Raw genomic sequence first — 21,078 nt, forward strand, 5'->3', positions numbered from 1 at the left:
CGGAGGGCGCCGTGCCCGAAGGACCGCTGACTCCCGAGCGGCGGCGGATCGAGCCCGAAGAGGACCTGCTTCCCCCGCTGCGCGCGCCGTTCGTCGAACTGGGCCTCGTCACCTGCTTTTCCTTCCTGCGCGGCGCGTCCGACCCGGTCGATCTCGTCCTCCAGGCGCGCGCGCTCGGTTACGATGCGCTGGGCGTGGCCGACGTCAATTCGATGGCGGGCGTCGTGCGCATCCACACCGAAGCCCATGCACTGCGCCTGCGCCCGGTGATCGGCTGCCGGATCGAGACGGTCGAGGGGTTCGCCTTCCTCGCCTATCCCTCCGACCGCGCCGCCTACGGTCGCCTGTGCCGCCTGATCTCGGCCGCCCGCATGGCGACGCTCGACGGACAATGGCAGGCCAAGGGGGTGTGCGAGATCGACCTCGCGCTGCTCGCCGCGCATGGCGATGGCGTGCATCTCGTGCTGGTGCCGCCGCGTGATCTCGACCGCCGCTTTCCCCTCGGCGCGGGGAGCAACGTGGTCGCGCTGCACGATGACGCCAGCTTGCCCACAGCCGGGTCCACCGCTTTTGCCGAACTTGTCCCCCACCTTGTCCACAGCCTGCCCACGCTGCGCCACCTCGCGGCAACGCCGCTCCATGCCGGCGACGACGTCGCCCGGATCGAGCGGCTCGACGCGCTGGCGCGCGCGCACGGCCTCGGCCTGCTCGCCACCAACGACGTGCTCTACCACGCGCCCGAGCGGCGGCCGCTGCAGGACGTGATGACCGCGATCCGCCACAAGACCACGGTCGATCGCGCCGGCTATCTGCTCGAAGCCAATGGCGAACGGCACCTGAAGTCGCCCGAGGAGATGGTCCGGCTCTTCGCGCGCTGGCCGCACGCGATTGCCGCCGCGCGCGATCTCGCCGATGCCTGCCGCTTCAGCTTGAGCGAGTTGCGCTACGAATATCCCAAGGAAATCTGCCCTGAAGGCCACGATCCTCAGACTTGGCTTGAAGAACGGACATGGGCCGGCGCGGCGATCCGCTATCCCGCCGGCGTGCCCGAAAGCGTCGCCGACACGCTGCGCCGCGAACTTGAACTGATTGGCAAGCTCAACCTCGCGACCTATTTCCTCACGATCAAGGACATCGTCGATTTCGCGCGCGGCTGCGAGCCGCCGATCCTGTGCCAGGGGCGCGGCTCGGCGGCCAATTCGGCGGTGTGCTACTGCCTGGAAATCACCGCAGTGGACCCTGCGCGCCACGCGCTGCTGTTCGATCGCTTCATCTCCGAGGAGCGCAAGGAGCCGCCCGACATCGACGTCGATTTCGAGCACGAGCGGCGCGAGGAGGTGATCCAGTACATTTACCGCCGCTACGGCCGCCAGCGCGCCGGGCTCTGCGCCACGGTGATCCACTACCGCCCGCGCATGGCGGTGCGCGAGGTGGGCAAGGCGATGGGGCTGACCGAAGACGTCACCGCCGCATTGGCGCGCACCGTCTGGGGCGGCTGGGGCACCGAGATCGCCGAGAAGCACGTCGCCGAAACCGGGCTCGATCTGACGGATCCACACTTGAGACGGGTTCTGAAGTTGACGCAGCAGATGATCGGAATGCCGCGGCATCTTTCGCAGCACGTCGGCGGCTTCATCCTCACCCAGGGGCCGCTGACCGAGACCGTGCCGATCGGCAACGGGGCGATGCCCGAGCGCAGCTTCATCGAATGGGACAAGGACGACATCGATGCCTTGGGCATCCTCAAGGTCGATGTGCTCGCGCTCGGCATGCTCACCTGCATTGCCAAGTGCCTCGACCTCCTGCGCGCGCACCACGGGCAGGACCTGACTCTCGCCAGCGTCCCGCGCGAGGACCCGGCGGTCTACGACATGCTGTGCAAGGGGGATTCGCTGGGCGTGTTCCAGGTCGAGAGCCGTGCGCAGATGAACATGCTGCCTCGCCTGCGCCCGCGCGAATTCTACGACCTTGTCGTGCAGGTGGCGATCGTCCGGCCCGGGCCGATCCAGGGCGACATGGTCCACCCCTACCTCAAGCGGCGGCGCGGGGACGAGGCGGTGACGATCCCCGCGCCCGACCCGCGCCACGGTCCCCCGGATGAACTCAGTGCGATCCTCGGGCGGACATACGGCGTGCCGATCTTCCAGGAACAGGCGATGAAGATCGCGCTCGACGCGGCAAAGTTCTCCAGCCGCGAAGCCAACCGCCTGCGCAAGGCGATGGCGACCTTCCGCAGCCGCGGCATGGTCGACGAACTGCAGGACATGATGGTCGGGCGGATGATCGAGCGTGGCTACGATCCCGACTTCGCCGCGCGCTGCTTCGACCAGATCAAGGGCTTCGGCGAATACGGCTTTCCCGAAAGCCACGCGGCGAGCTTCGCGCACCTCGTCTACGTCTCGTCGTGGCTCAAGTGCCATTATCCTGCGGCCTTCGCCTGCGCGCTGCTCAACTCGCAGCCGATGGGCTTCTACGCCCCGGCGCAGATCGTCCACGACGCCGCCCAGCACGGCGTCGTCGTGCTTCCCGCCGACGTCAACCACTCGGACTGGGACTGCACGTTGGAGGTTCAGGGCGATGAGGATGTTTCGCGCAGAGGCGCAGAGGCGCAGAGGGAAGAAGGAACGGGTTCGCGCAGAGACCGCAGGGAGCGCAGAGAGGGGGCGCGCGGCGGCGAAGCCGCTTTGCTTTCAGATGGCGATGCCGGAAGACATCCCGCCTGCGGCGGGCAGGGCCTCTCTGCGCCCTCTGCGGTCTCTGCGCGAAACCACCTGCCGTCTTCCTCGCCTCCGCGCGAAACCAGAATCGCCCTGCGCCTCGGCCTGCGCCAGATCGATGGCCTGGCCGAACACGCCGCCGCCGCGCTGGTGTCGGCGCGGGGTGAGGGCGGGGCCTTCGCCGATGCCGCCGCGCTCAAGGATCGGGCGGGGCTGTCGCCGGCGGTGATCGAGCGCCTGGCCGCCGCCGATGCGCTGGGCTCGCTCGGCCTGTCGCGGCGCCAGGCGCTATGGGATGCGCGCAGCCTGATCGCCGCGCCAGACCTGCCGCTGTTCGCTGCCGCCGCCGCGCGCGACCAGGGAACCGAGCGCAGCGTCACCCGCCTGCCGGCCATGCCGCTGTCAGAGGAAGTCGTTGCCGATTACCAGACCCAGCGCCTGTCGCTGAAGGCGCACCCGATGGCCTTCCTGCGCGCCGGCCTTGCCGAGCGCGGCTTCGTGCGCGCCTGCGACCTGCGCCAGCGCAAGTTCCGGTCGATGGTCCATGTCGCCGGGGTGGTGCTGATCCGCCAGCAGCCGGGGTCGGCCAAGGGGGTGTGCTTCATCACGCTCGAGGACGAGACCGGCGTGGTCAACCTCGTCGTCTGGCCCGATCTCAAGGAGAAGCAGCGCAAGGTGGTGATGGGCGCGCGGCTGATGGAAGTGCGCGGTCGCGTCGAATACGACGACGAGGTGATCCACGTGATTGCCGCGCATCTCACCGACGCCAGCGCCGCGCTCAATGCCCTGTCCGACGCGACACTGGCGCCTCCGCTGGCGCGCGCCGATCACGTCAACAACCCGCTGCCGAGCCATATGCGCGGCGCCGCGGTGTCGTTCCCGCCCGAGGAACCTTTCGTTGCCCCGCCCGGCAATCGCGAATGTGGCTACCATCGCAGCCATCCGCGCGACGTGCGGATCATTCCCAAGTCGCGCGACTTCCATTGACGATGACGCGCGCCGCCTGTCCGGCTAGGCTCGGGCCATGGACATCATCCGCCTGACCTCCGACGATGCCGAACGCTTCCTCGACCTGCGCCGCCTGGCGCTCGATGGCGATGCGCACAATTTCCGCGGGGCGAGCGCCGATGACGCGGCCCTGGGGCTGCCGGCCTGGCGCGAACGGCTGGCGCGCGATCATGTGCTGGCCCTGGCAGAAGGCGAGGAATGGCGCGCGGTCGGGGGCCTGACCCGCCTTGCGGGCGAGAAGCTCGATCACAAGGGTCTGGTATGGGGCATGTACGCCGTGCCTGCCGCCCGTGGCACCGGCGCTGCGGCAATCATTCTCGCGGCGCTGGAAACCGTCGCGCGCGACCTTGGCCTGCGCCAGCTCCAGCTCACGCTGATGGCCGACAACCTGCGCGCGCGCCGCCTCTACGAGCGCCACGGCTTCGAACTCTATGCGATCGAGCCGGACTCGGTCCGGCGCGCAGACGGATATGCCGACGAGGCGCTGATGTGGAAGCGGCTCTAGCGCGGCTCCCTCAGGTGCGCAGCCGCTCGATCCCCTGCGCCAGCGCGACGTAGAGCTTGCCCATGTCCGAGGACAGCAGCGTCACGCCCAGCGCATTGCCGTCGCGGGTCGACAGAAGCTGGCGCAGCATCGCCTCGAAATCATGGATGAAGCGATTGACGTGCTCGCGGAACTCGGCGTCCTGGGCATAGTGCTGCTGGACCGCGCGCGCCTCGGCATTGTCGAGCAACGACACCGCGCGCCGGGTGAAGATGCCCCGATCACCGCGCAGGTAGGAGGCCCAGGCCGATTGCGACACGTCGGCCGAGAACACCTTGGCGATGTCGATCGCGGTCGAATGCAGCGATTCGGTGATCAGCGCGGCGCGACGCGCGAAGTCGTTGTTGACCTCTTCCTCGGCGCGCGCGCGGGCCCGCGCGATGCGATCCTCGAGCGCGGTGGCGAGTTCGCCCACCCGCGCCAGCTGGTCGGTCATCTGCACCGCGGTCTCGCGGCTCGACGAGGCGGCGACGTCGATCGCTTCTTCGAGCCGCGCCACCAGCTCGGCGCCGCGGCCCTGCAGCACGCGGACGATCGCGGCCTGGCTCGCTTCGTCGAGCCGCCCGGCCAGCGCCTCGACCTCGACGGCGACGCCTTCGCGCAAGGTTTCGCCGGTGCGGGTGGCCGCCGCATCGAGCTCGGCGATCGCGCCGCTCAGGCGGGCCTCGACTTCGCCCGACAGCGCCTCGCTGTCCGCCCGCGCGCCGGCCAGCGCGCGCCGCAGCGCCTCGAGCTGCGCTTCCTGTTCGGCCGCGCGCGCCGCGAAGGCCTCCTGCAGGGCCGCCACTTCGCCGGTGATCGCGGCGACATCCCCGCGCGTGCCGACGATGCTTTCGGACAGCAGGCGGCCGCTGTCGCCAGCCTCGCGCAAGGAATCGCGCAGCGCCACCACGCGATCCTCGATCTTGTTGAGTCCGGCTTCGGTGCTGCGCAGCGCCTCGGGAATCTGCGTCCGGGTATGGTCGCCGCCGGCGCGGATCAGCTCGAGCAGGCGCACCGCGGATTCGGTCAGTTCGCCGATCTGCAGGTCGGTGCCCGACAGAGCCTCGCGCATCTGCACCAGCCGCGCGCCGAGCATTTCCATCGCCTTGTCGACGGTCGCCGCGGTCGCCGCCCCCTGTTCGCCCGAGGCGCGCAAGGTGGCCGAGAAGCCCGCCACGCGCTCGGCCACGGCATCGCAATGGTTCGCCAGCAGCCGCGCTTCCTCGCGCTGCTTGTCGCGCTGCGCCTCGACCGCGGCGTCGAGCCGGGCGAGCGTGTCGGCCAGCGCCTCGGCCGCCTGCGCCCCGGCGGCCGCGATCGCGCTGCGGCGCTCGCCGATCTGCCGGTCGAGCTCCGCCAGGCGCCGCTCGAGCGCGTCGCGCTGCTCGGCGAAATCCGCCTCGATCCGTGCGCGTCGTCCGCCAAGGTCCGCCTCGAACCGTTCGGTCTCACCGGCCAGCCGCGCCATCTGCTCGCCGAGCGCGGCAAGCGCGGCCTGCTCGCTGGCATCGAGCGCGGCGCGCCGTGCGGCGCTTTCGCGGTCGAGCGCGTCGAACCGTTCGGCGGCGGTCGCGCCGATCTGCTCGGCAGCGGCGGCGAAGGCTTCGAGCGCGGCATCGACCCGCTCGCGGACCTTGCCGACCTGGCGCTCGCTCGCCACGCCGAATTCGTTGAGCCGCTGGAAGCCGCTGACCAGGTCCTCGATCTGCACGTGCGCGGCGCGGCCGGCATTGCCGATGTTGTTGGTCAGGTCCTTGGCCGAATTGGCGATCACCGGCAGCTGCCCGCGCAGCTTTTCCATGTTGGCGAGCGCAAAGCCCGAAACCTCGCCGATGCGGTCGACCTGGGCGCCGTTGCCGGCGATCAGCTCCTGCAGCCGGTCGGCCGAACCCGACAGCCGGTCGACCGCGATGCGACCGAGCGCCTCGAGGTCGCGGCCCTGCGCCGCAATGAAGTCGCGCGCCAGCGCGAGTTCGGTGTTGACCGAGACGAGCCGCGCTTCGAGTCGGCCCGACTCTGCCGCCAGCAGCCGGGCCGCGTCGTTGAAGCGCAGCGTTTCACGGCGCGACGTGCGCAGCACCAGCAGCAGCGCGACCATCGCCACCAGCACCGGCATCGACCAGGTCGCAACCAGCTGTGCGCCTTCGGCCGGCGTGATCCCGGCGCGCAGCACGGCGAGATTGGCCCAGGCGAAGAACGCGCTCCACCCCGCGACGAACGCCGCCGCGACAAAGGGCGACCAGGCTCGGGGCAGGCTGGGCGCCTCCTCCTCCACATCTGGCCCGGAATCTGTCTCTGCATCGGGAGCGCCCGCGAACTCCCGGGCAGTCTCGAACGGTGGCGCGACGGGATCGCGCGCCTCCGCCTGCGCACGCGCGTCCTCGACGCCGGAGCCATCGGCCCCGCCGCCATCGATCGGTATGATCCGCGATCCCCCAGTCATGCGCGCGTCATACCATGGCTTGCCTCGTTCCATAAAGCCCGGGAGAAGCAATACCGCCGATTGCGTTGCATCGGCTGGTCGCGCCGTCTCCCGCCGGCTCCCCCCACATGCCCGCGCCGGCTCGCCCGCGCCGGGTGCGTCCCCGATCGAGTCGGCGGTGCATCCTTGTTGCCCCCGGCTTGGCAGCGCGGGCGCTGCGCCCTACGGTGCGCCGCTTCAGGAGAACCAACCGCTTGCGCGTCGCCTTACTTTCGTCGCTGGATACCCTTCCGGGCGAGCCGCAGATCCTGCGCGGCAGCCTGCTCGTCGGCGGGCGCACGGTGTTGCGCCACCAGCTGGCGCTGGCGCTGGCATTCGGCTGCAAGCGCATCGTCGCGCTGTCGGAGAACCTCACCGGCGAGCTCGTCGCGCTCCAGCACGTCGCCGAGCAGCAGGGCGCGCGCTTCCACGTTGTCGCCAGCACCCGCGCGATCGTGCCGCTGGTCGCGCCCGAGGACGAGCTGCTGGTCGTGGCCGATGGCCTGCTTGCCCTGCCGGTCGACGCGCTCGCGCTGCTCGAGAAGGCGCCGGGCGTCCTCACCTTGCCGGTCGAGGCCGGGATCGCGGCGGGCTTCGAGCGCATCGACATCAACCACGCCTTTGCCGGGATGATGCGGCTGCCCGGCCGGATCGTGGCGGGGCTGGGCGACCTGCCTTCGGAATGGAACCCGGTGTCCGCGCTGCTCCGGCTGGCGGTCCAGGCGCGCCAGCCGATGCGCGACCTGCCCGGTGCCATGCTCGGCGAGGCGCGCTGGCAACTGGTCCGCAGCGAAGCCGAGGCGCAGCAGGTCGAGCGGCGCTGGCTGGCGCACAATTCCGCGGCCGATCCCTCGGTCGCGCCGGTCGCGGTGCTGGCGGCGGTGGCGCTGCGCTATGCCGGGCCGTCGCTGCTCCATGCGGGGACGCGGCCGCCGGTGATCCGGCTGGGCGCGCTGGTGCTGCTGCTGCTGGCGCTGGGCGCGGGCTGGTTCGGCTGGACGCCGGTCGGTCTCCTCCTTTGCGCGCTGGCCGCGGTGATCGCGTCCGGCGCCGACAAGCTGGCGCAGATCGAGCGCAACGCCCTGCTCGCGGGGCCGTTGCGCGCGCTGCTGGCGCCGCTCGTGGCGATCGCGCTCGATGTCGCGATCGTCGCGCTTTGCGCCTGGCGCAGCAGCCTCGCGCTCGCGCCCGGCGCGACCGGCCTGCTGCGCTGGTTCGCGCCGCTGGTGCTGGTGCTGCTGCTGCGGCTGCTGGCGATCGTCGCGCCGCCGTCGCGTACGGCCGAATGGCTGGGCGATCGCCTGGCGCTCGCCCTGGCGCTTTCCGCCATGTCCCTGCTTTCCGCCTTCGACGGCGCGCTGGCGGGGTCGATCATCGCACTTCTGGGGGGATGTGTGGTCTGGCTGAGGAAGGTCCGCAGCGGACCGACCCGCGATGGACAAGCACCTAACCCGGCATTAACCAGCAACGCCTAAGAGCGTCGCATGGCCATTCCCGCATCATCCGACGGCGCACCCCGAGCGATCGAGGCTTTGTTGCGGGACGAACTCGTCGCAGCCGACCGGCTGATTGCCAACAACGGGCCGATCCTCGCCCATCTCCTGCGCAGCGACGACAACTCCATCTTCAGCGACGAGATCGTCGCCCGGGTTCGCGGCATGTTCCACGATCTCGCGCGCCAGCTGGTCATGGCGCTGGCCGAGGCCGCGGGGCAGGGCGATCCGCAGGAGTGGGCGCAGGCCGGGGCCGACGAGCTCTCGGCGCGGCTGATCGCCGATCGCGCGCTGCTCGCGCATCTCCACGCGCTCTCGCTCGAATGGCAGCTGACCGAGCGGCTCGAGGGCCGGATCGCGCTCGATCCGGTGCTGCCCCCGCTGCTCCAGGCGCGGATCGCGGCGGGCGATGCGGTCGCCTCGGCCACCGCGATGAACCTGCTGGCGGCGCAGGCGCGCTTTGGCCAGGCGCAGCGACGCATGCAGCTTTCCGTCGCCGAACTGCCCGCGCCGCTGCTGGCCGCCGCGGTACGCGCGCTGGGGGCGGTCGCGGGCGAGGGCGAGGAGGCGCAGCGCATCACCGCGCTTGCCGCGCAGCGCCTGCGCCAGCGCAGCGAACCGGGCCGCAATCGCCTCGTCCTGATCGACCAGGTGCTCGCCTCGATGCCCGGCGTCGAGGCCGCGCAGGCGCTGTCGATCGAGAACGCGGGCGTCGCGATCTTCCTCTCCGCGCTGGCCGCAGGCGCCGGCCTCACGCGCGAAATGGCGGTTATGGCCACCACCGAGACGCAGTTCTCGCGGCTCGCGCTCGCGCTCGGCGCCTGTGGCGTCGGGGCCGAGGCGGTCACCGCGCAGTTCATGGCGCTGCATCCCGACATCGGCTTGCCCGAGGGGCTGGGCGCGCTCCATCCCGATCGCGCCGCGGCAATCCTCGCCGAAGCGGCCAACGACGGATGAGCGCGCCGGGCCCGGTGCGGGCGCGATCCGACGCGGCGAACTGGCTGGTCGAAGCGGACGAGCCGCTCGCCGGGCTGCAACTGCGCTGCGGCGGACGGCTTCCGGGCCCGATCGCGATTCCGGGCCTGCTCGCGCTGGTGCGCAAGGCGCGCCGCGCGCGCCTGCCGCTGTCGCGAAGCATCGTCGCGGTCGACGAAGGGCGCTCGATCTCGGCCTGGGTCTCGGTGCGCCCGACCGCCGAGATGACCTTCATCGAGGCGAGCCAGTGGCGGCCGACCGGCGAAGTCCAGCCCGCGGGCGAGTTGCAGCCCGACGAGGATCTGCTTCGCCAGCTGGCCGAAGGCGACCTGCTGCTCGATGGCGAGCAGCGCGTGCTCGCGGCCGACTTGCGCGCCGCCGACCTGCAGGGCTGGTCGGCCGCGGTGCACCAGGGGCTCGGGCGGTTCTGGACCGATTTCGTCCGGCTCGACCGCGCCGGGCAGCGCCAGCCGCTGCACTGGCGCCTGCTCGACGACGCGACCTTCACCGTGCCCGGATCGATGCGTCGCTGGCGCGCCCGCATCCTGCCGCAGGGCGGCGGCGGGTTCGAACTGCTCGTCATTCCCGAGGCGATCGACCGCCTGCCGCACGAACTGGCCGATACGGTGACCACCCAGCCGGCCTGGAACAGCCTGCTCGGCCGCGATCTCGCGCCCGCGCTGCGCCAGCCGATCACCCGCATCATCGCCAATGCCGAGACCATCCGCACGCGCCTTGCCGGGCCGCTGGTCGACGAATACGTCGCCTACGCCAACGACATCGCCGAGGCCGGGCGGCACCTGATGGGACTGATCGAGGATCTCGCCGATCTCGAGGCGGTCGAGGCCTCCGATTTCAGCCCGGCGCCCGATCACATCGACCTTGCCGACTGCGCCCGGCGCGCGGCGGGCATCCTGTCGGTCCGCGCGCAGGAATCGGGCATCGTCGTCGAATGTCCGGGCGTTGCCGAAAGCGCGCCGGCGATCGGCGAGTTCCGCCGGGTCCTCCAGGTCCTGCTCAACCTGCTGTCGAATGCGCTGCGCTATACCCCGGGCGGCTCGACGGTGCGCATCGCGGTCGGCAGCGAAGGCGCGACGGCCTGGGTCTCGGTCGCCGACGAAGGCGAAGGGCTGACCGAGGCCCAGGCCGGCCGCGTGTTCGACAAGTTCGAACGGCTCGGGCGCAGCGGCGATGGCGGCAGCGGGCTCGGCCTCTACATTTCGCGGCGGCTGGCCAAGGCGATGGGGGGCGATCTCAGGGTCGCGCCGACGCCGGGCGAAGGCGCCTGCTTCATCCTCTCGCTGCCCGCCGACCGCGCCGGCGAAGCGGCCGTGCGCGCCGCCGGCGCGAGCTGAGCGCCGATTACCGAAGGGGCGGACGCGCCGGTCGGTTCAGCGCCGGCGCGCGACGCGCAGCAACAGCACCAGCCCGAGCGCGGCCAGCAGCAGGCCCCACAGCGCCCACTGTCTTTCGCCGACCATGAACGAGGACGGCCAGGGCACGATCCCCGTGCCCTGGCCGATCCAGACGATTCCGATGACGAGCGCGGCGATGCCGACGATCCGGAAGAGCATCGTCATGGCCGCGGTCGTCGTCCCTCGTTCAGCGCTGCGTGATCGGCACGTAGTCGCGCTGCGTCGGGCCGGTGTGGAGTTGGCCCGCCCGGTTTTCCTTGGAAAACCGGCTCGCATTGACTCCGCGCCTCACGCGTTCAGCGCTGCGAGATCGGCACGTAGTCGCGCGCCGTCGGGCCGGTGTAGAGCTGGCGCGGACGGCCGATCTTCTGGCCGGGGTCGCTGATCATTTCGTTCCACTGCGCGACCCAGCCGACGGTGCGGGCGAGCGCGAAGAGCACGGTGAACATCGTGGTCGGGAAGCCGATCGCCGAGAGGATGATGCCCGAATAGAAGTCGACGTTCGGGAACAGCTTCTTCTCGATGAAGTAGGGATCGTTCAGCGCGATCTCTTCAAGGCGCAGCGCGGTTTCGAACAGCGGATCGTTGACCTTGAGCGCGTCGAACACCTCGCGCACGGTCTTCTGCATCACGGTCGCGCGCGGGTCGTAGTTCTTGTAGACGCGGTGGCCGAAGCCCATCAGGCGGAACGGATCGTTCTTGTCCTTGGCGCGCTCGATGTAGTGCGGAATCTTGTCGGGCGTGCCGATTTCCTTGAGCATGTTGAGCGCGGCTTCGTTGGCGCCGCCATGCGCCGGGCCCCACAGGCAGGCGATGCCCGCCGCCATGCACGCGAACGGGTTGGCGCCCGACGAGCCGGCGAGGCGCACGGTCGAGGTCGAGGCGTTCTGCTCGTGGTCGGCATGGAGGATGAAGATGCGGTCCATCGCCTTTTCGACCGCCGGGATCACCTCGTATTCCTCGGCCGGCACGCCGAAGGTCATGCGCAGGAAGTTGCCGGTGTAGGACAGCTTGTTGTCGGGGTAGAGGAACGGCTGGCCGACCGAATACTTGTAGGCCATCGCCGCGATCGTCGGGATCTTGGCGATCAGGCGGTGCGAGCTGATCTTGCGGTGCACCGGATCGGAGATGTCGGTGCTGTCGTGGTAGAACGCCGAAAGCGCGCCGACCACGCCGCACATCACCGCCATCGGGTGCGCGTCGCGGCGGAAGCCGCTGTAGAAGCTCGACAGCTGTTCGTGCACCATGGTGTGGCGCGTGATCGTGCGGGTGAACTCGTCGAGCTCGGCCTGGTTCGGCAGTTCGCCGTTGAGCAGCAGGTAGCTGACTTCCATGAACGAGCTGTGCTCGGCGAGCTGGCCGATCGGATAGCCGCGGTGGAGCAGGACGCCTTCGTCGCCGTCGATGTAGGTGAGCGCGGAATCGCAGCTCGCGGTCGAGGTGAAGCCGGGGTCATAGGTGAACATGCCGGTCGCGCCGTAGAGCTTGCGGATGTCGATGACGTCCGGGCCGATCGTGCCGCTCTTCACCGGCATCTCGATGGTCTTGCCATCGGCGGTCAAGGTCGCCTGGTTCTCGCTCACGCTATGCCCTCCTTGTGTTCTGTATGTGTCTGGTATGCCTGTGCATCCGGTGGATCACGCTGCCTGGTCGCGAATGCGCGCCAGCGACTCGTCCTTGCCCAGAAGCGTCAGTACGTCGAAAATTCCGGGCGAGGTAGTCGTCCCGGTCAGGCTCGCACGCAAGGGTTGCGCCAGCTTGCCTAGCCCAAGTCCGAGGTCCTCGGCCATTGCCTTGAGCGACGCTTCGAGCGCCTCGAGGTTCCAGTCGGTTTCGGCCTCGAGCCGGTCGGCGATCCGCGCCAGCAGGCCGCGCGCCTCGTCGGTGAGGAGGCCGCTCGCCTTCTCGTCGACCGCCAGCGGGCGCTGCGCGAACAGGAACAGGCTGCCGCGGGCAAGATCGTTGAGGTCGGCCGCGCGTACCTTGAGCACCGGCATCGCCTTCGTCAGCAGCGCGACATCGCGCGCGGCATCGAACGTGCCGACCAGCGCCGGCAGCCGTTCGGCCACCAGCGCGGCCAGCCGTGCATCGTCCGCCTCGCGGATATAGTGCCCGTTGAGGTTCAGCAGCTTCTTGAAGTCGAAGCGCGAGGCGCCCTTGTTGACGTTGCCGATGTCGAACCAGGCGATCGCCTGGGCAGTGCTGATGATTTCCTCGTCGCCGTGGCCCCAGCCCAGCCGCATCAGGTAGTTGAGCACGGCTTCGGGCAGCAGGCCCATCTCGTCGCGATAGGCATCGACGCCGAGCGCGCCGTGGCGCTTGGACAGCTTGGCCCCGTCGGCGCCGTGGATCAGCGGGATGTGGGCATAGGTGGGATCGGGCCAGTTGCCCTCGATCGCGTGCATCGCCCGGATCAGCACGAGCTGGCGGAAGGCGTTGTTGATGTGGTCATCGCCGCGGATCACGTGGGTCACCCCCATGTCGTGGTCGTCGACTACCACCGCCAGCATATAGGTGGGTGTGCCGTCGCTGCGCAGGATCACGTAGTCGTCGATCTCGACGTTCTGGACCGTGATCGACCCCTGGACGAGATCCTCGATCACCGTCTCGCCTTCGCGCGGCGCCTTGATCCGCACGACGTAGGGCTTGTCCGCCGGCCATTCGGCGGGCCCTGCCTCGCGCCAGGGGCTCTGGATGCGGAACGGGCGCTTTTCGGCCTGCGCCGCCTCGCGCATCGCGGCGAGTTCGTCCTGCGTCAGGTAGCAGCGATAGGCGTGGCCGGCATCGAGCAGCAGCCGCGCGACTTCCGCGTGGCGGGCCGACCGGGCGAACTGGAACACCGCCGGTTCGTCGCCGCCAAGGCCCAGCCAATCGAGGCCGTCGAAGATCGCCTCGATCGCGGCGTCGGTCGAACGCGCGCGGTCGGTATCCTCGATCCGCAGCAGGTAGGTGCCGCCGTGGTGGCGCGCGAACAGCCAGTTGAACAGCGCGGTGCGCGCGCCGCCGATATGGAGGTAGCCGGTCGGGGAAGGGGCGAAACGGGTAACCACGCCGGTGCGGTCGCCACCGCCGGCAAGAGCCGATCCTGCAGAAACGGTATCAGTGGCGCTTGCCATTTTCGGAACGCGATCCTTCCAGTGTTCTTATGGCGACGCGAGCCGAAGACTCGTCCGCGGCAGACGCGCAAGACTGGCTCGCGGCATCTTCGCCGCGGCCTTGGGCCAATCTGCGCCGCTTGTCCAGTGTGCACCGCACCATGGACCAATTCCTCGCCGCACGCCCGCTCGAACGCGGCGCCTGGCTGGTCGTCGGCTTCGGCGCGGGGATCGCGGCGTGGCTGCTGCTGCCGGGTCCGTCGCAATGGTTTGCAACGCTGGCGCTGTGCGGGGCCGTGGCGGCGGGCGCGCTGCTGCTCGATGCGGAGGGCGATCTTTCGCACTTGCGGGCGGCGATCCTCGGCCTCGTGGTGATGTTTGCTGCGGGGCTCGGTCTCGTCTGGACCAAGTCGGCGCTGGTCGGCGAACCGCCGCTACCGCGGCCGGTCGTCGCCCGGCTGGAAGGCCGGGTGCTCTCGCGCGAGGACCAGGGCGCGAAGGATGCGATCCGGCTTGTGCTCGTCGCCCGCCTGCTGCCGCGCGCCGGTGCGGGGCAGGGTGCGGGGCCGGGCGGGGGGACGGGCGTGGGGGCGGGCGCGGGGACGGGCCTCTCCAACGCCGATGCCGGAAGTCCTGCGCGCGCCCGGCCGGGCGAGCGGGCGGGCGAGCGGCAGGGCGGGCTGCCACAAGCGCCGCTGCAGGTGCGGATCAACCTGCCGGTCGAGCGCGATGCGCCCGGCATCGCGGAGGGCGCTCTCGTCCGGCTCGACGCCCGCTTGATGCCGCCTGCGCCGCCGATGCTGCCGGGCAGCTACGATTTCGCGCGCGCTGCGTGGTTCCAGGGCCTTGCCGCGACCGGCCGCGCGCTCGGCCCGGTCACGATCGTCCGCCCCGCGCCTGCCGGCGGCTCGCTCGGCGCGCTGCGCCGGGCGCTTTCGCGCCACGTCCGCGCGCAGCTCGGCGGCTCGCCCGGCACGATCGCCGCAGCCTTCGCCAGCGGCGACCGCGGCGCGATCGCCCAGGCCGACGAGGACGCGATGCGCGATGCCGGGCTCACGCACCTGCTGTCGATCAGCGGCCTGCACGTGAGCGCGGTGATCGCCGGGGTCTATGCGCTGGCCATCGGCCTGCTCGCGCTGTTTCCGCCGATCGCGCTGCGCCTGCGCCTGCCGATCGTCGCCGCGACCGCCGGCGCGCTCGCCGGGATCGGCTACACCCTGCTGACCGGCGCGCAGGTGCCGACGGTGCGCAGCTGCGTCGGCGCGTTGCTGGTGCTGGCGGCGATGGTGCTCGGCCGCGATCCGGTGTCGCTGCGGCTGGTCGCGGTGGCGGCTTTCGCGGTGCTGCTGTTCTGGCCCGAGGCGGTGTGGGGGCCGAGCTTCCAGATGAGCTTCGCCTCGGTCGTCGCGATCATCGCCTTCCACAACGCCGCGCCCGCGCGCCGCTTCCTCGCGCCGCGCGACGAAGGCTGGATCGCACGGCTGGCGCGCCACCTCGCGCTGCTGCTGGCGACGGGCGTGGTGATCGAGCTGGTGCTGATGCCGATCGCGGTGTTCCACTTCCACCGCGCCGGGCTCTATGGCGCGCTGGTCAATGTGGTGGCGATCCCGCTGACCACGTTCGGGACGATGCCACTGATCGCGCTGGCGCTGCTGCTCGACCTCGCGGGCTGGGGCGCGCCAGCATGGTACTTGTGCGGCAAGTCGCTCGACCTGCTGCTGTGGCTCGCCCACGTCAGCGCCGCGCAGCCGGGCGCGGTGCGGATGCTGCCGGGGATGGACCGGGCGACGTTCGGCCTGTTCGTCGGCGGGCTGCTGTGGCTGGCGCTGTGGACCGGGCGCGTGCGGCTGGGGGGTCTTGCGCCCGTGGCGCTCGGCACGGTGCTGGTGTTCGCCGCGAAAGCGCCCGACGTGCTCGTCTCGGGCGACGGCCACCAGGTGGGGATCGTCGAGGCGCCCGGCGGCGGCCTGCTGCTGCTGCGCGAGGGGCGCAGCGATTTCGCCCGCGACGCGCTGCTCGAGGCCGCGGGCATCAAGGATCGTGCGATGCCGGTCGAGCAGGCGCCGGGCGCGCAATGCAATGCCGACTTCTGCCGCCTGGCGCTCGTCCGCGACGTCGAGGGCCGACCGCGCCGCTTCGTCGTGCTGATGAGCCGGGGGCGCGACCTGACGCCGTGGCAGCCGCTGATCGAAGCCTGCGCCGCCGCCGACATCGTCATCGCCGACCGCCGCCTGCCCGCCGCCTGCCGTCCCCGGATGCTCAAGGCCGACCGCGCCCTGCTCGCCCGCACCGGGGGCCTTGCCATCGCGCTGCCGAGCGGACGCATCCGCACCGTCGCCGAGACCCAGGGCCACCACGGCTGGTATCGCTGGCCCGCTTCCGAAGGGGCGGGACCGCCGCGAACGAGCCGGCCACGCCCGCCGCCGACGCCGAACCCGCTGCGACCGCCGCCTTAGTGGTAGCGGCGCAGGAGGCCGGCGAGCTTGCCCTGGATCTGCACTTCGTGGGGGGCGTAGTACTGTGGGTCGTAGGCGGCGTTGGCCGGGTCGAGGCGGACCATGCCCTTTTCGTGGCGCAGCGTCTTGAGCGTCGCCTCCTCGCCGCGGACGAGCGCGACGACGATTTCGCCGTCGCGCGCGGTCTCGGTGCGGCGGACCAGCGCGTAGTCGCCATCGAGGATGCCGGCTTCGATCATCGAGTCCCCCGAAACCTCGAGCGCGTAGTGCTCGCCCGCGCCGAGCAGGGCGGCGGGGACGGGGAGCGTCGAGGTGCCTTCGAGCGCCTCGATCGGGGCGCCCGCGGCGATGCGGCCGTGGAGCGGCAGCTCGATCACGTCGTTGGCCGGCTCGGGCGCGTGGGCCGGCGCGCGCAACGGCGGCACCACGGCACTCGCGCTCGCGCCGGCGTTCTGGTTCGCCGCGACCGGCGCGGGCGCGGCCGCGCCCGATGCCTTGAGCATGTTGCCGTCGGCGGCGCGGAGCACTTCGAGCGCGCGGGCGCGGTTGGGCAGGCGGCGGATGAAGCCGCGTTCCTCGAGCGCGGAGATCAGGCGATGCACCCCCGACTTCGACTTGAGGTCGAGCGCTTCCTTCATCTCCTCGAACGAGGGGGAAATGCCGGAGTCCTCGAGGCGGTTCTGGATGAAGGTCAGCAGCTCGTGCTGCTTGCGCGTCAACATCACGCTTGCTCCCTATTGCCGTTTCATTCGCTGCCTGTTCCTGCTTTTCGGCGAACGAATGCGGAACGAATAAGCAACCTGCCCAAACTCGTCAAGCAATTCCGCCACTTTCGAGCAGATAGGCCGCCACCTGCGTTCCGGCCGGCGCAGCAGGCGCGCGGGCCTGGCGCACGACGAGCGCGTTGGCGCGGGCGAGCGAGGTGATCGCGCCCGAATCCTGCAGCGGATCGAGCGTGACGACGCCGCCATCGTAGCGGGCGCGCAGGAATTCGGTGCGGCCACCGCCTGCGGCCATGTCCTGCGCCAGACGGGCAGGGATCGTGCGCGGCAGCGGCTCTGCCGCGCCGAGCGCAGCGCGCAGCAGCGGCAGCAGGAACAGGAAGCCGGTCACGAAGGCCGAGGCGGGGTTGCCGGGCAGGCCGAGCACGACCTGCGGCGCGGCGCCTTCGCGGCTGGCGGCGCGGACGCGGCGGCCGACGAGCAGCGGCTTGCCCGGCTTGATCGCAACGCGCCAGAAATCGAGCGTGACGCCGAGCGCGGCGAGCGCGGGACGCACGAGATCGTGATCGCCGACCGAGGCGCCGCCGCTGGTCACCACGACGTCGGCGCCTGCCGCCTGGTCGAGCGCGGCGACGAGATCGTCGAGCCGGTCAGGAACCGGGCCGATCCGCGTGACCTCGACCGGCAGCGCGGCGGCCATCGCGGCGAGCATCGCCCCGTTGCTCGACGGGATCTGGTGCGGTCCGAGCGGCTTGCCCGGCGCCGCGAGCTCGTCGCCGCAGTCGATGATCGCGAGGCGGACCGGGCGGCGCACGCGCAAGTAGGCGTGGCCGGCGGCGATCGCGAGCGCGATCTGCGCCGGGCCGATCCGCGTGCCCGGCGCAAGCAGCGGCGCATCGGCGAGGAAGTCCATGCCGGCGGCGCGGACGTGCGCGGCGGGCGGCGTCGGCGGGGTTCCGGTGAGGACGAGGCGATCGCCTTCGCGGCGGGCGTCCTCCTGCATCAGCACCATGTCGGCGCCTTCGGGCACGACCGCGCCGGTGCTGATCCGCACCGCCTCGCCGGAAGCGACGGCGCCGGCGAAGGGGTGCCCGGCAGCGCTTTCGCCGACGACCCGCCACGGCCCCGGCAGGTCGGCGGCGCGCAGGGCGTAGCCGTCCATCGCGGAAAGCGGCGCTTCGGGCTGGCTGCGGCGCGCGGTGACCGGGTGGGCGAGGTAGAAGCCCGCGCATTCGGCGCTGGCGCGATGGTCGATCGGCAGCGCCGGGGCCATCCAGACCAGACGCCGCTGCGCCTCCTCGAGCGCGAGCGGCGCGGCAGGCTGCGCGGGCGCTGACGCGGGCTCGCTCATGCGCCTTCGGCTCCGCGCTCGGCCGCCTTCCAGTCGCCCGACTTGCCGCCGCGCTTCTCGAGCAGGCGGACCTGTTCGATGACCATGCCCTTGTCGAGCGCCTTGGCCATGTCGTAGATCGTCAGCAGCGCGATCGAGGCGGCGACCAGCGCCTCCATTTCGACCCCGGTGCGGCCCGTGAGCGACGCGCTGGCGGTGACCGTCACGCCGGTGTCGGTGAGCGTGAAATCGACCCTGACCGCATCGAGCGCGAGGGGGTGGCAGAGCGGGATCAGCGCGCCGGTGTTCTTCGCCGCCATGATCCCGGCGATGCGCGCGGCGGCGAGCACGTCGCCCTTGGGCGCGGCGCCATCGCGGATCGCGGCGAGCGCTTCGCCGCTCATGCGGATATGGCCGCCGGCGACAGCGAGCCGCTGCGTTTCCGCCTTGCCGCCCACGTCGACCATGCGGGCGTGGCCGTGCGAGTCGAGATGGGTGAGGCCGGTCATGCGACGGCTCCTGTCAGAGAGGGGGTTGACGGGGTTGACACAGTCCTGGCAACAAAACTCCGCCGGCTCCAAATGGACAAGGTTGACACGGTCCTGGCGGAAAATGCAGGCAGGCGGGCAGAGCGCGGCCGGAAGCGTGAAATCGACAGGTTCCTGCGGGTTTGCATGGCGCGGGCTGATGCCAGAAGTGCACGATGTAGGACAGCGCAAAGTGCCGTAGGCCGCCTTAAATAACTGACGCGTCCGTTATTTATCCCGTCCCGAGGGCGAAATCTGCCGCCGCGCGCGCGTGCAGCGCGGTGGTGTCGAACAGCGGCACGGCGCTGTCGCTGTGGTCGACCAGCAGCATGATCTCGGTGCAGCCGAGGATGATGCTTTGCGCGCCCCGGTCCACCAGCCGCGCGATGACGGCGCGATAGGCTTCGCGCGAGGCGGGCGCGACGATCCCGGCGACGAGCTCCTCGTAGATCACCCGGTGGACCAGCGCGCGGTCCTCGGCTTCCGGCACGATCACCTCGAGCCCGTGGCGGGCGCGCAGCCGGCCGGTGTAGAAGTCCTGCTCCATGGTGAAGGCGGTGCCGAGCAGCGCGACGCGGGCGTGCCCGGCCGCGACGATCGCGGCGCCGGTGGGATCGGCGATGTGGAGCAGCGGCACCGGCGTTGCCGCCGCGATCGCGTCTGCCAGGCGGTGCATTGTGTTGGTGCACAGCACGAGCGCCTCGGCCCCGCCACCGGCGAGCAGCCGGGCCGAACCGGCGAGCGTTGCGGCAAGCTCGTCCCAGCGCCCTTCGCGCTGCGCCTGCGCGATCGGCGCGAAGTCGAGCGAGTGGAGCAGCAGATCGGCCGATGCGGCAGGGCCGCGCGCGGCGCGGACGTGGCCGTTGATCAGGCGGTAGTAATGCGCGGTGCTTTCCCAGCTCATCCCGCCGATCAGCCCTAGCCGACGCAGGCGCGCGCCCGTCACCGGCGCGCCTGCGCGGTCGGTGCCGGCGTGGGCTTGAGCGTCACCGCGCCGAACACCCGCGCCAGCGTAGCCCGGGCATCGGCGAGCGCGAGCGGCGGCTTGCCGTCGCGGAACGAGTCCCCGCGCACCGCATATTGCACCGAATAGAGGTTCTCGGCGTCGCGATAGAGCGCAATCACGTCGATTTCGCCCGAGCCGGCCTGCGCCTCGGCATAGGCATCGGCCGGGGTCGCGGCGCAGCCGATCGCGAGATAGGTCACCTCGATCCCGTCGGCGGTGGTTTCGGGCGGCGCTGCCTCGAAGATCGGGCCGGTCGGGCACTTGCGCGGTTCGTAAATGGCGCGCGCGATCTCCTGCGTGGTGCGCGGCAGGCCGCCGAAGCCGCGGAAGCCGCGCACGGTCAGCAAGGTGGTCCAGTCGGCGAAGGTTTCGCCTTCGCGGAGATATTCGATCAGGAACAGGCGCTCGGAATATTGCGGGGTCTGCGCCGCGTAGTGCGCCGGGATGCGGTAGGCGAGCGTCCTGCCGAACAAGGGCAGGGTGACGCGTTGTTCGACCGGCTCGGCCGCCGCAGGGCGCGCTGCGGCGCCGGCCGCGAGCGCGGAGACGAGGACGGCGAGAACGACGCGGAGAGGAGCCATGGCCCGAGGCTAGCGATCTTTTTGCATTGCAGCAATTGCCGGTTGCCTGCCGGGGGCGGCCACGGCTAGGCCTGCGGGCGGACGGGAGCGACAGGAGCGGCCATGGCGCACATCATCGGACGCGAACTGGTCTACGACGGCTGGTACAGGTTCTCGCGGGTGCAGATCCGGCTGCCTGACGGCGTGGTGGTCGAGCGCCACTTGCTCGACAACGGCCAGGCGGTGGCGGTGCTCCCTTACGATCCGGTGCGGCGCTGCTGCCTGCTGATCACCCAGCCGCGCGCGGCGGTGCTGGCGGCGGGCGAGCCGCCGGTGCTCGAGGCGATCGCCGGCGGGCTCGATGGCGCGGCGCCTGCCGAACGCATCGTCGAGGAAGCGATGGAGGAAGGCGGGCTGCGGCTGGGCGCGCTCGAGCCGGTCGCCAACATCTGGCCGATCCCGCCGGTCTCGACCGAACGGGTGATGCTCTACCTCGCCGAATACGGCGAAGCCGACCGCGTGGGCGAAGGCGGCGGGGCGGAGGGCGAATTCGAGGCGATCACCGTCCACGAGATCGGATTGGACGCCCTGCGCGACATGGTGCTGGCGGGCGCCCTGACCGACGCCAAGACGCTGGTGCTGGCGCAGGCGCTGCTGCTGCGCCGGCCCGAGCTGTGGGACCGACAGGGCATTTGAGTCACGCAAAGGCGCAAAGGCGCGAAGATGTCGGGTGAGGGGCCGATGTCGCTTTGCGTTTCCGGCCCTTGCTGGCTTTGCGCCGTTGCGT

Annotated in this window: 16 protein-coding genes; 7 read left to right on the forward strand and 9 right to left on the reverse strand. The window is 71.0% G+C overall.

Annotation, left to right across the window (positions count from 1 at the left end; all coding sequences use genetic code 11):
- Positions 1–11: 11 nt before the first annotated feature.
- Both K3A85_RS12365 and K3A85_RS12370 read left to right on the forward strand, forming a co-directional pair.
- Positions 12–3,704: an error-prone DNA polymerase gene (locus tag K3A85_RS12365; protein ID WP_225206833.1), complete on the forward strand. Its 3,693-nt coding sequence runs from the start codon at positions 12–14 to the stop codon at positions 3,702–3,704.
- 37 nt (positions 3,705–3,741) lie between these two features.
- On the forward strand, positions 3,742–4,230 hold the full coding sequence (locus K3A85_RS12370) for a GNAT family N-acetyltransferase (RefSeq protein WP_225206834.1): 489 nt from the start codon (positions 3,742–3,744) through the stop codon (positions 4,228–4,230).
- A gap of 10 nt (positions 4,231–4,240) precedes the next feature.
- Here K3A85_RS12370 and K3A85_RS12375 read toward each other — a convergent pair whose 3' ends face one another.
- The gene (locus tag K3A85_RS12375) at positions 4,241–6,694 is read right to left on the reverse strand and encodes a coiled-coil domain-containing protein (RefSeq protein ID WP_225206835.1); all 2,454 of its coding nucleotides are present in this window, start codon (positions 6,692–6,694) and stop codon (positions 4,241–4,243) included.
- Between the two features lie 233 nt (positions 6,695–6,927).
- Here K3A85_RS12375 and K3A85_RS12380 point away from each other — a divergent pair, with 233 nt between their 5' ends.
- From K3A85_RS12380 to K3A85_RS12390, 3 genes are read left to right on the forward strand one after another with little or no spacing between them, the layout of a single operon-like run.
- Positions 6,928–8,187: a hypothetical protein gene (locus tag K3A85_RS12380; protein ID WP_225206836.1), complete on the forward strand. Its 1,260-nt coding sequence runs from the start codon at positions 6,928–6,930 to the stop codon at positions 8,185–8,187.
- A 9-nt stretch (positions 8,188–8,196) separates the two neighbouring features.
- On the forward strand, positions 8,197–9,162 hold the full coding sequence (locus tag K3A85_RS12385; RefSeq protein WP_225206837.1) for a hypothetical protein: 966 nt from the start codon (positions 8,197–8,199) through the stop codon (positions 9,160–9,162).
- On the forward strand, positions 9,159–10,535 hold the full coding sequence (locus tag K3A85_RS12390) for a sensor histidine kinase (RefSeq protein WP_225206838.1): 1,377 nt from the start codon (positions 9,159–9,161) through the stop codon (positions 10,533–10,535). Before K3A85_RS12385 ends, K3A85_RS12390 begins: the two co-directional genes overlap by 4 nt.
- 36 nt (positions 10,536–10,571) lie before the next feature.
- Here the strand turns inward: K3A85_RS12390 and K3A85_RS12395 are convergent, their stop codons facing one another.
- The 3 genes from K3A85_RS12395 to gltX form a co-directional block, all read right to left on the reverse strand.
- Entirely contained in the window at positions 10,572–10,760 is a 189-nt protein-coding gene (locus K3A85_RS12395) for a hypothetical protein (RefSeq protein ID WP_225206839.1), read from the reverse strand.
- A gap of 131 nt (positions 10,761–10,891) precedes the next feature.
- A complete protein-coding gene (locus tag K3A85_RS12400; RefSeq protein WP_225206840.1) occupies positions 10,892–12,178 on the reverse strand; it encodes a citrate synthase in 1,287 nt (428 codons plus the stop codon).
- A 54-nt stretch (positions 12,179–12,232) separates the two neighbouring features.
- On the reverse strand, positions 12,233–13,711 hold the full coding sequence (gene gltX / locus K3A85_RS12405; protein WP_225206841.1) for a glutamate--tRNA ligase: 1,479 nt from the start codon (positions 13,709–13,711) through the stop codon (positions 12,233–12,235).
- Positions 13,712–13,851: 140 nt separating this feature from the next.
- On the opposite strand from gltX, the gene K3A85_RS12410 reads away from it, so the two are divergent.
- On the forward strand, positions 13,852–16,146 hold the full coding sequence (locus K3A85_RS12410) for a ComEC/Rec2 family competence protein (protein WP_225206842.1): 2,295 nt from the start codon (positions 13,852–13,854) through the stop codon (positions 16,144–16,146).
- Here K3A85_RS12410 and lexA read toward each other — a convergent pair.
- The 5 genes from lexA to K3A85_RS12435 form a co-directional block, all read right to left on the reverse strand.
- Positions 16,143–16,868 (reverse strand): transcriptional repressor LexA, encoded by a 726-nt coding sequence (gene lexA, locus K3A85_RS12415; protein ID WP_225206843.1) that lies wholly within the window; start codon positions 16,866–16,868, stop codon positions 16,143–16,145. The two genes, K3A85_RS12410 and lexA, sit on opposite strands and share 4 nt — an antisense overlap.
- Positions 16,869–16,959: 91 nt before the next feature.
- Positions 16,960–18,219: a molybdopterin molybdotransferase MoeA gene (locus K3A85_RS12420; protein ID WP_225206844.1), complete on the reverse strand. Its 1,260-nt coding sequence runs from the start codon at positions 18,217–18,219 to the stop codon at positions 16,960–16,962.
- Positions 18,216–18,707, reverse strand: coding sequence for a cyclic pyranopterin monophosphate synthase MoaC (moaC, locus tag K3A85_RS12425; protein WP_225206845.1), 492 nt, complete (start codon positions 18,705–18,707; stop codon positions 18,216–18,218). Before moaC ends, K3A85_RS12420 begins: the two co-directional genes overlap by 4 nt.
- Positions 18,708–18,957: 250 nt before the next feature.
- Positions 18,958–19,656, reverse strand: a complete 699-nt coding sequence (locus K3A85_RS12430; RefSeq protein WP_225207347.1) for an aspartate/glutamate racemase family protein — start codon at positions 19,654–19,656, stop codon at positions 18,958–18,960.
- Between the two features lie 11 nt (positions 19,657–19,667).
- Positions 19,668–20,312, reverse strand: a complete 645-nt coding sequence (locus K3A85_RS12435; RefSeq protein WP_225206846.1) for a hypothetical protein — start codon at positions 20,310–20,312, stop codon at positions 19,668–19,670.
- A 102-nt stretch (positions 20,313–20,414) separates the two neighbouring features.
- Here K3A85_RS12435 and K3A85_RS12440 point away from each other — a divergent pair, with 102 nt between their 5' ends.
- Positions 20,415–20,987 (forward strand): NUDIX hydrolase, encoded by a 573-nt coding sequence (locus K3A85_RS12440; RefSeq protein ID WP_225206847.1) that lies wholly within the window; start codon positions 20,415–20,417, stop codon positions 20,985–20,987.
- The last annotated feature ends 91 nt before the right edge of the window (positions 20,988–21,078 follow it).

Origin of the sequence: Novosphingobium huizhouense, from assembly GCF_020179475.1 — a bacterium.
GTDB lineage: Bacteria > Pseudomonadota > Alphaproteobacteria > Sphingomonadales > Sphingomonadaceae > Novosphingobium > Novosphingobium huizhouense.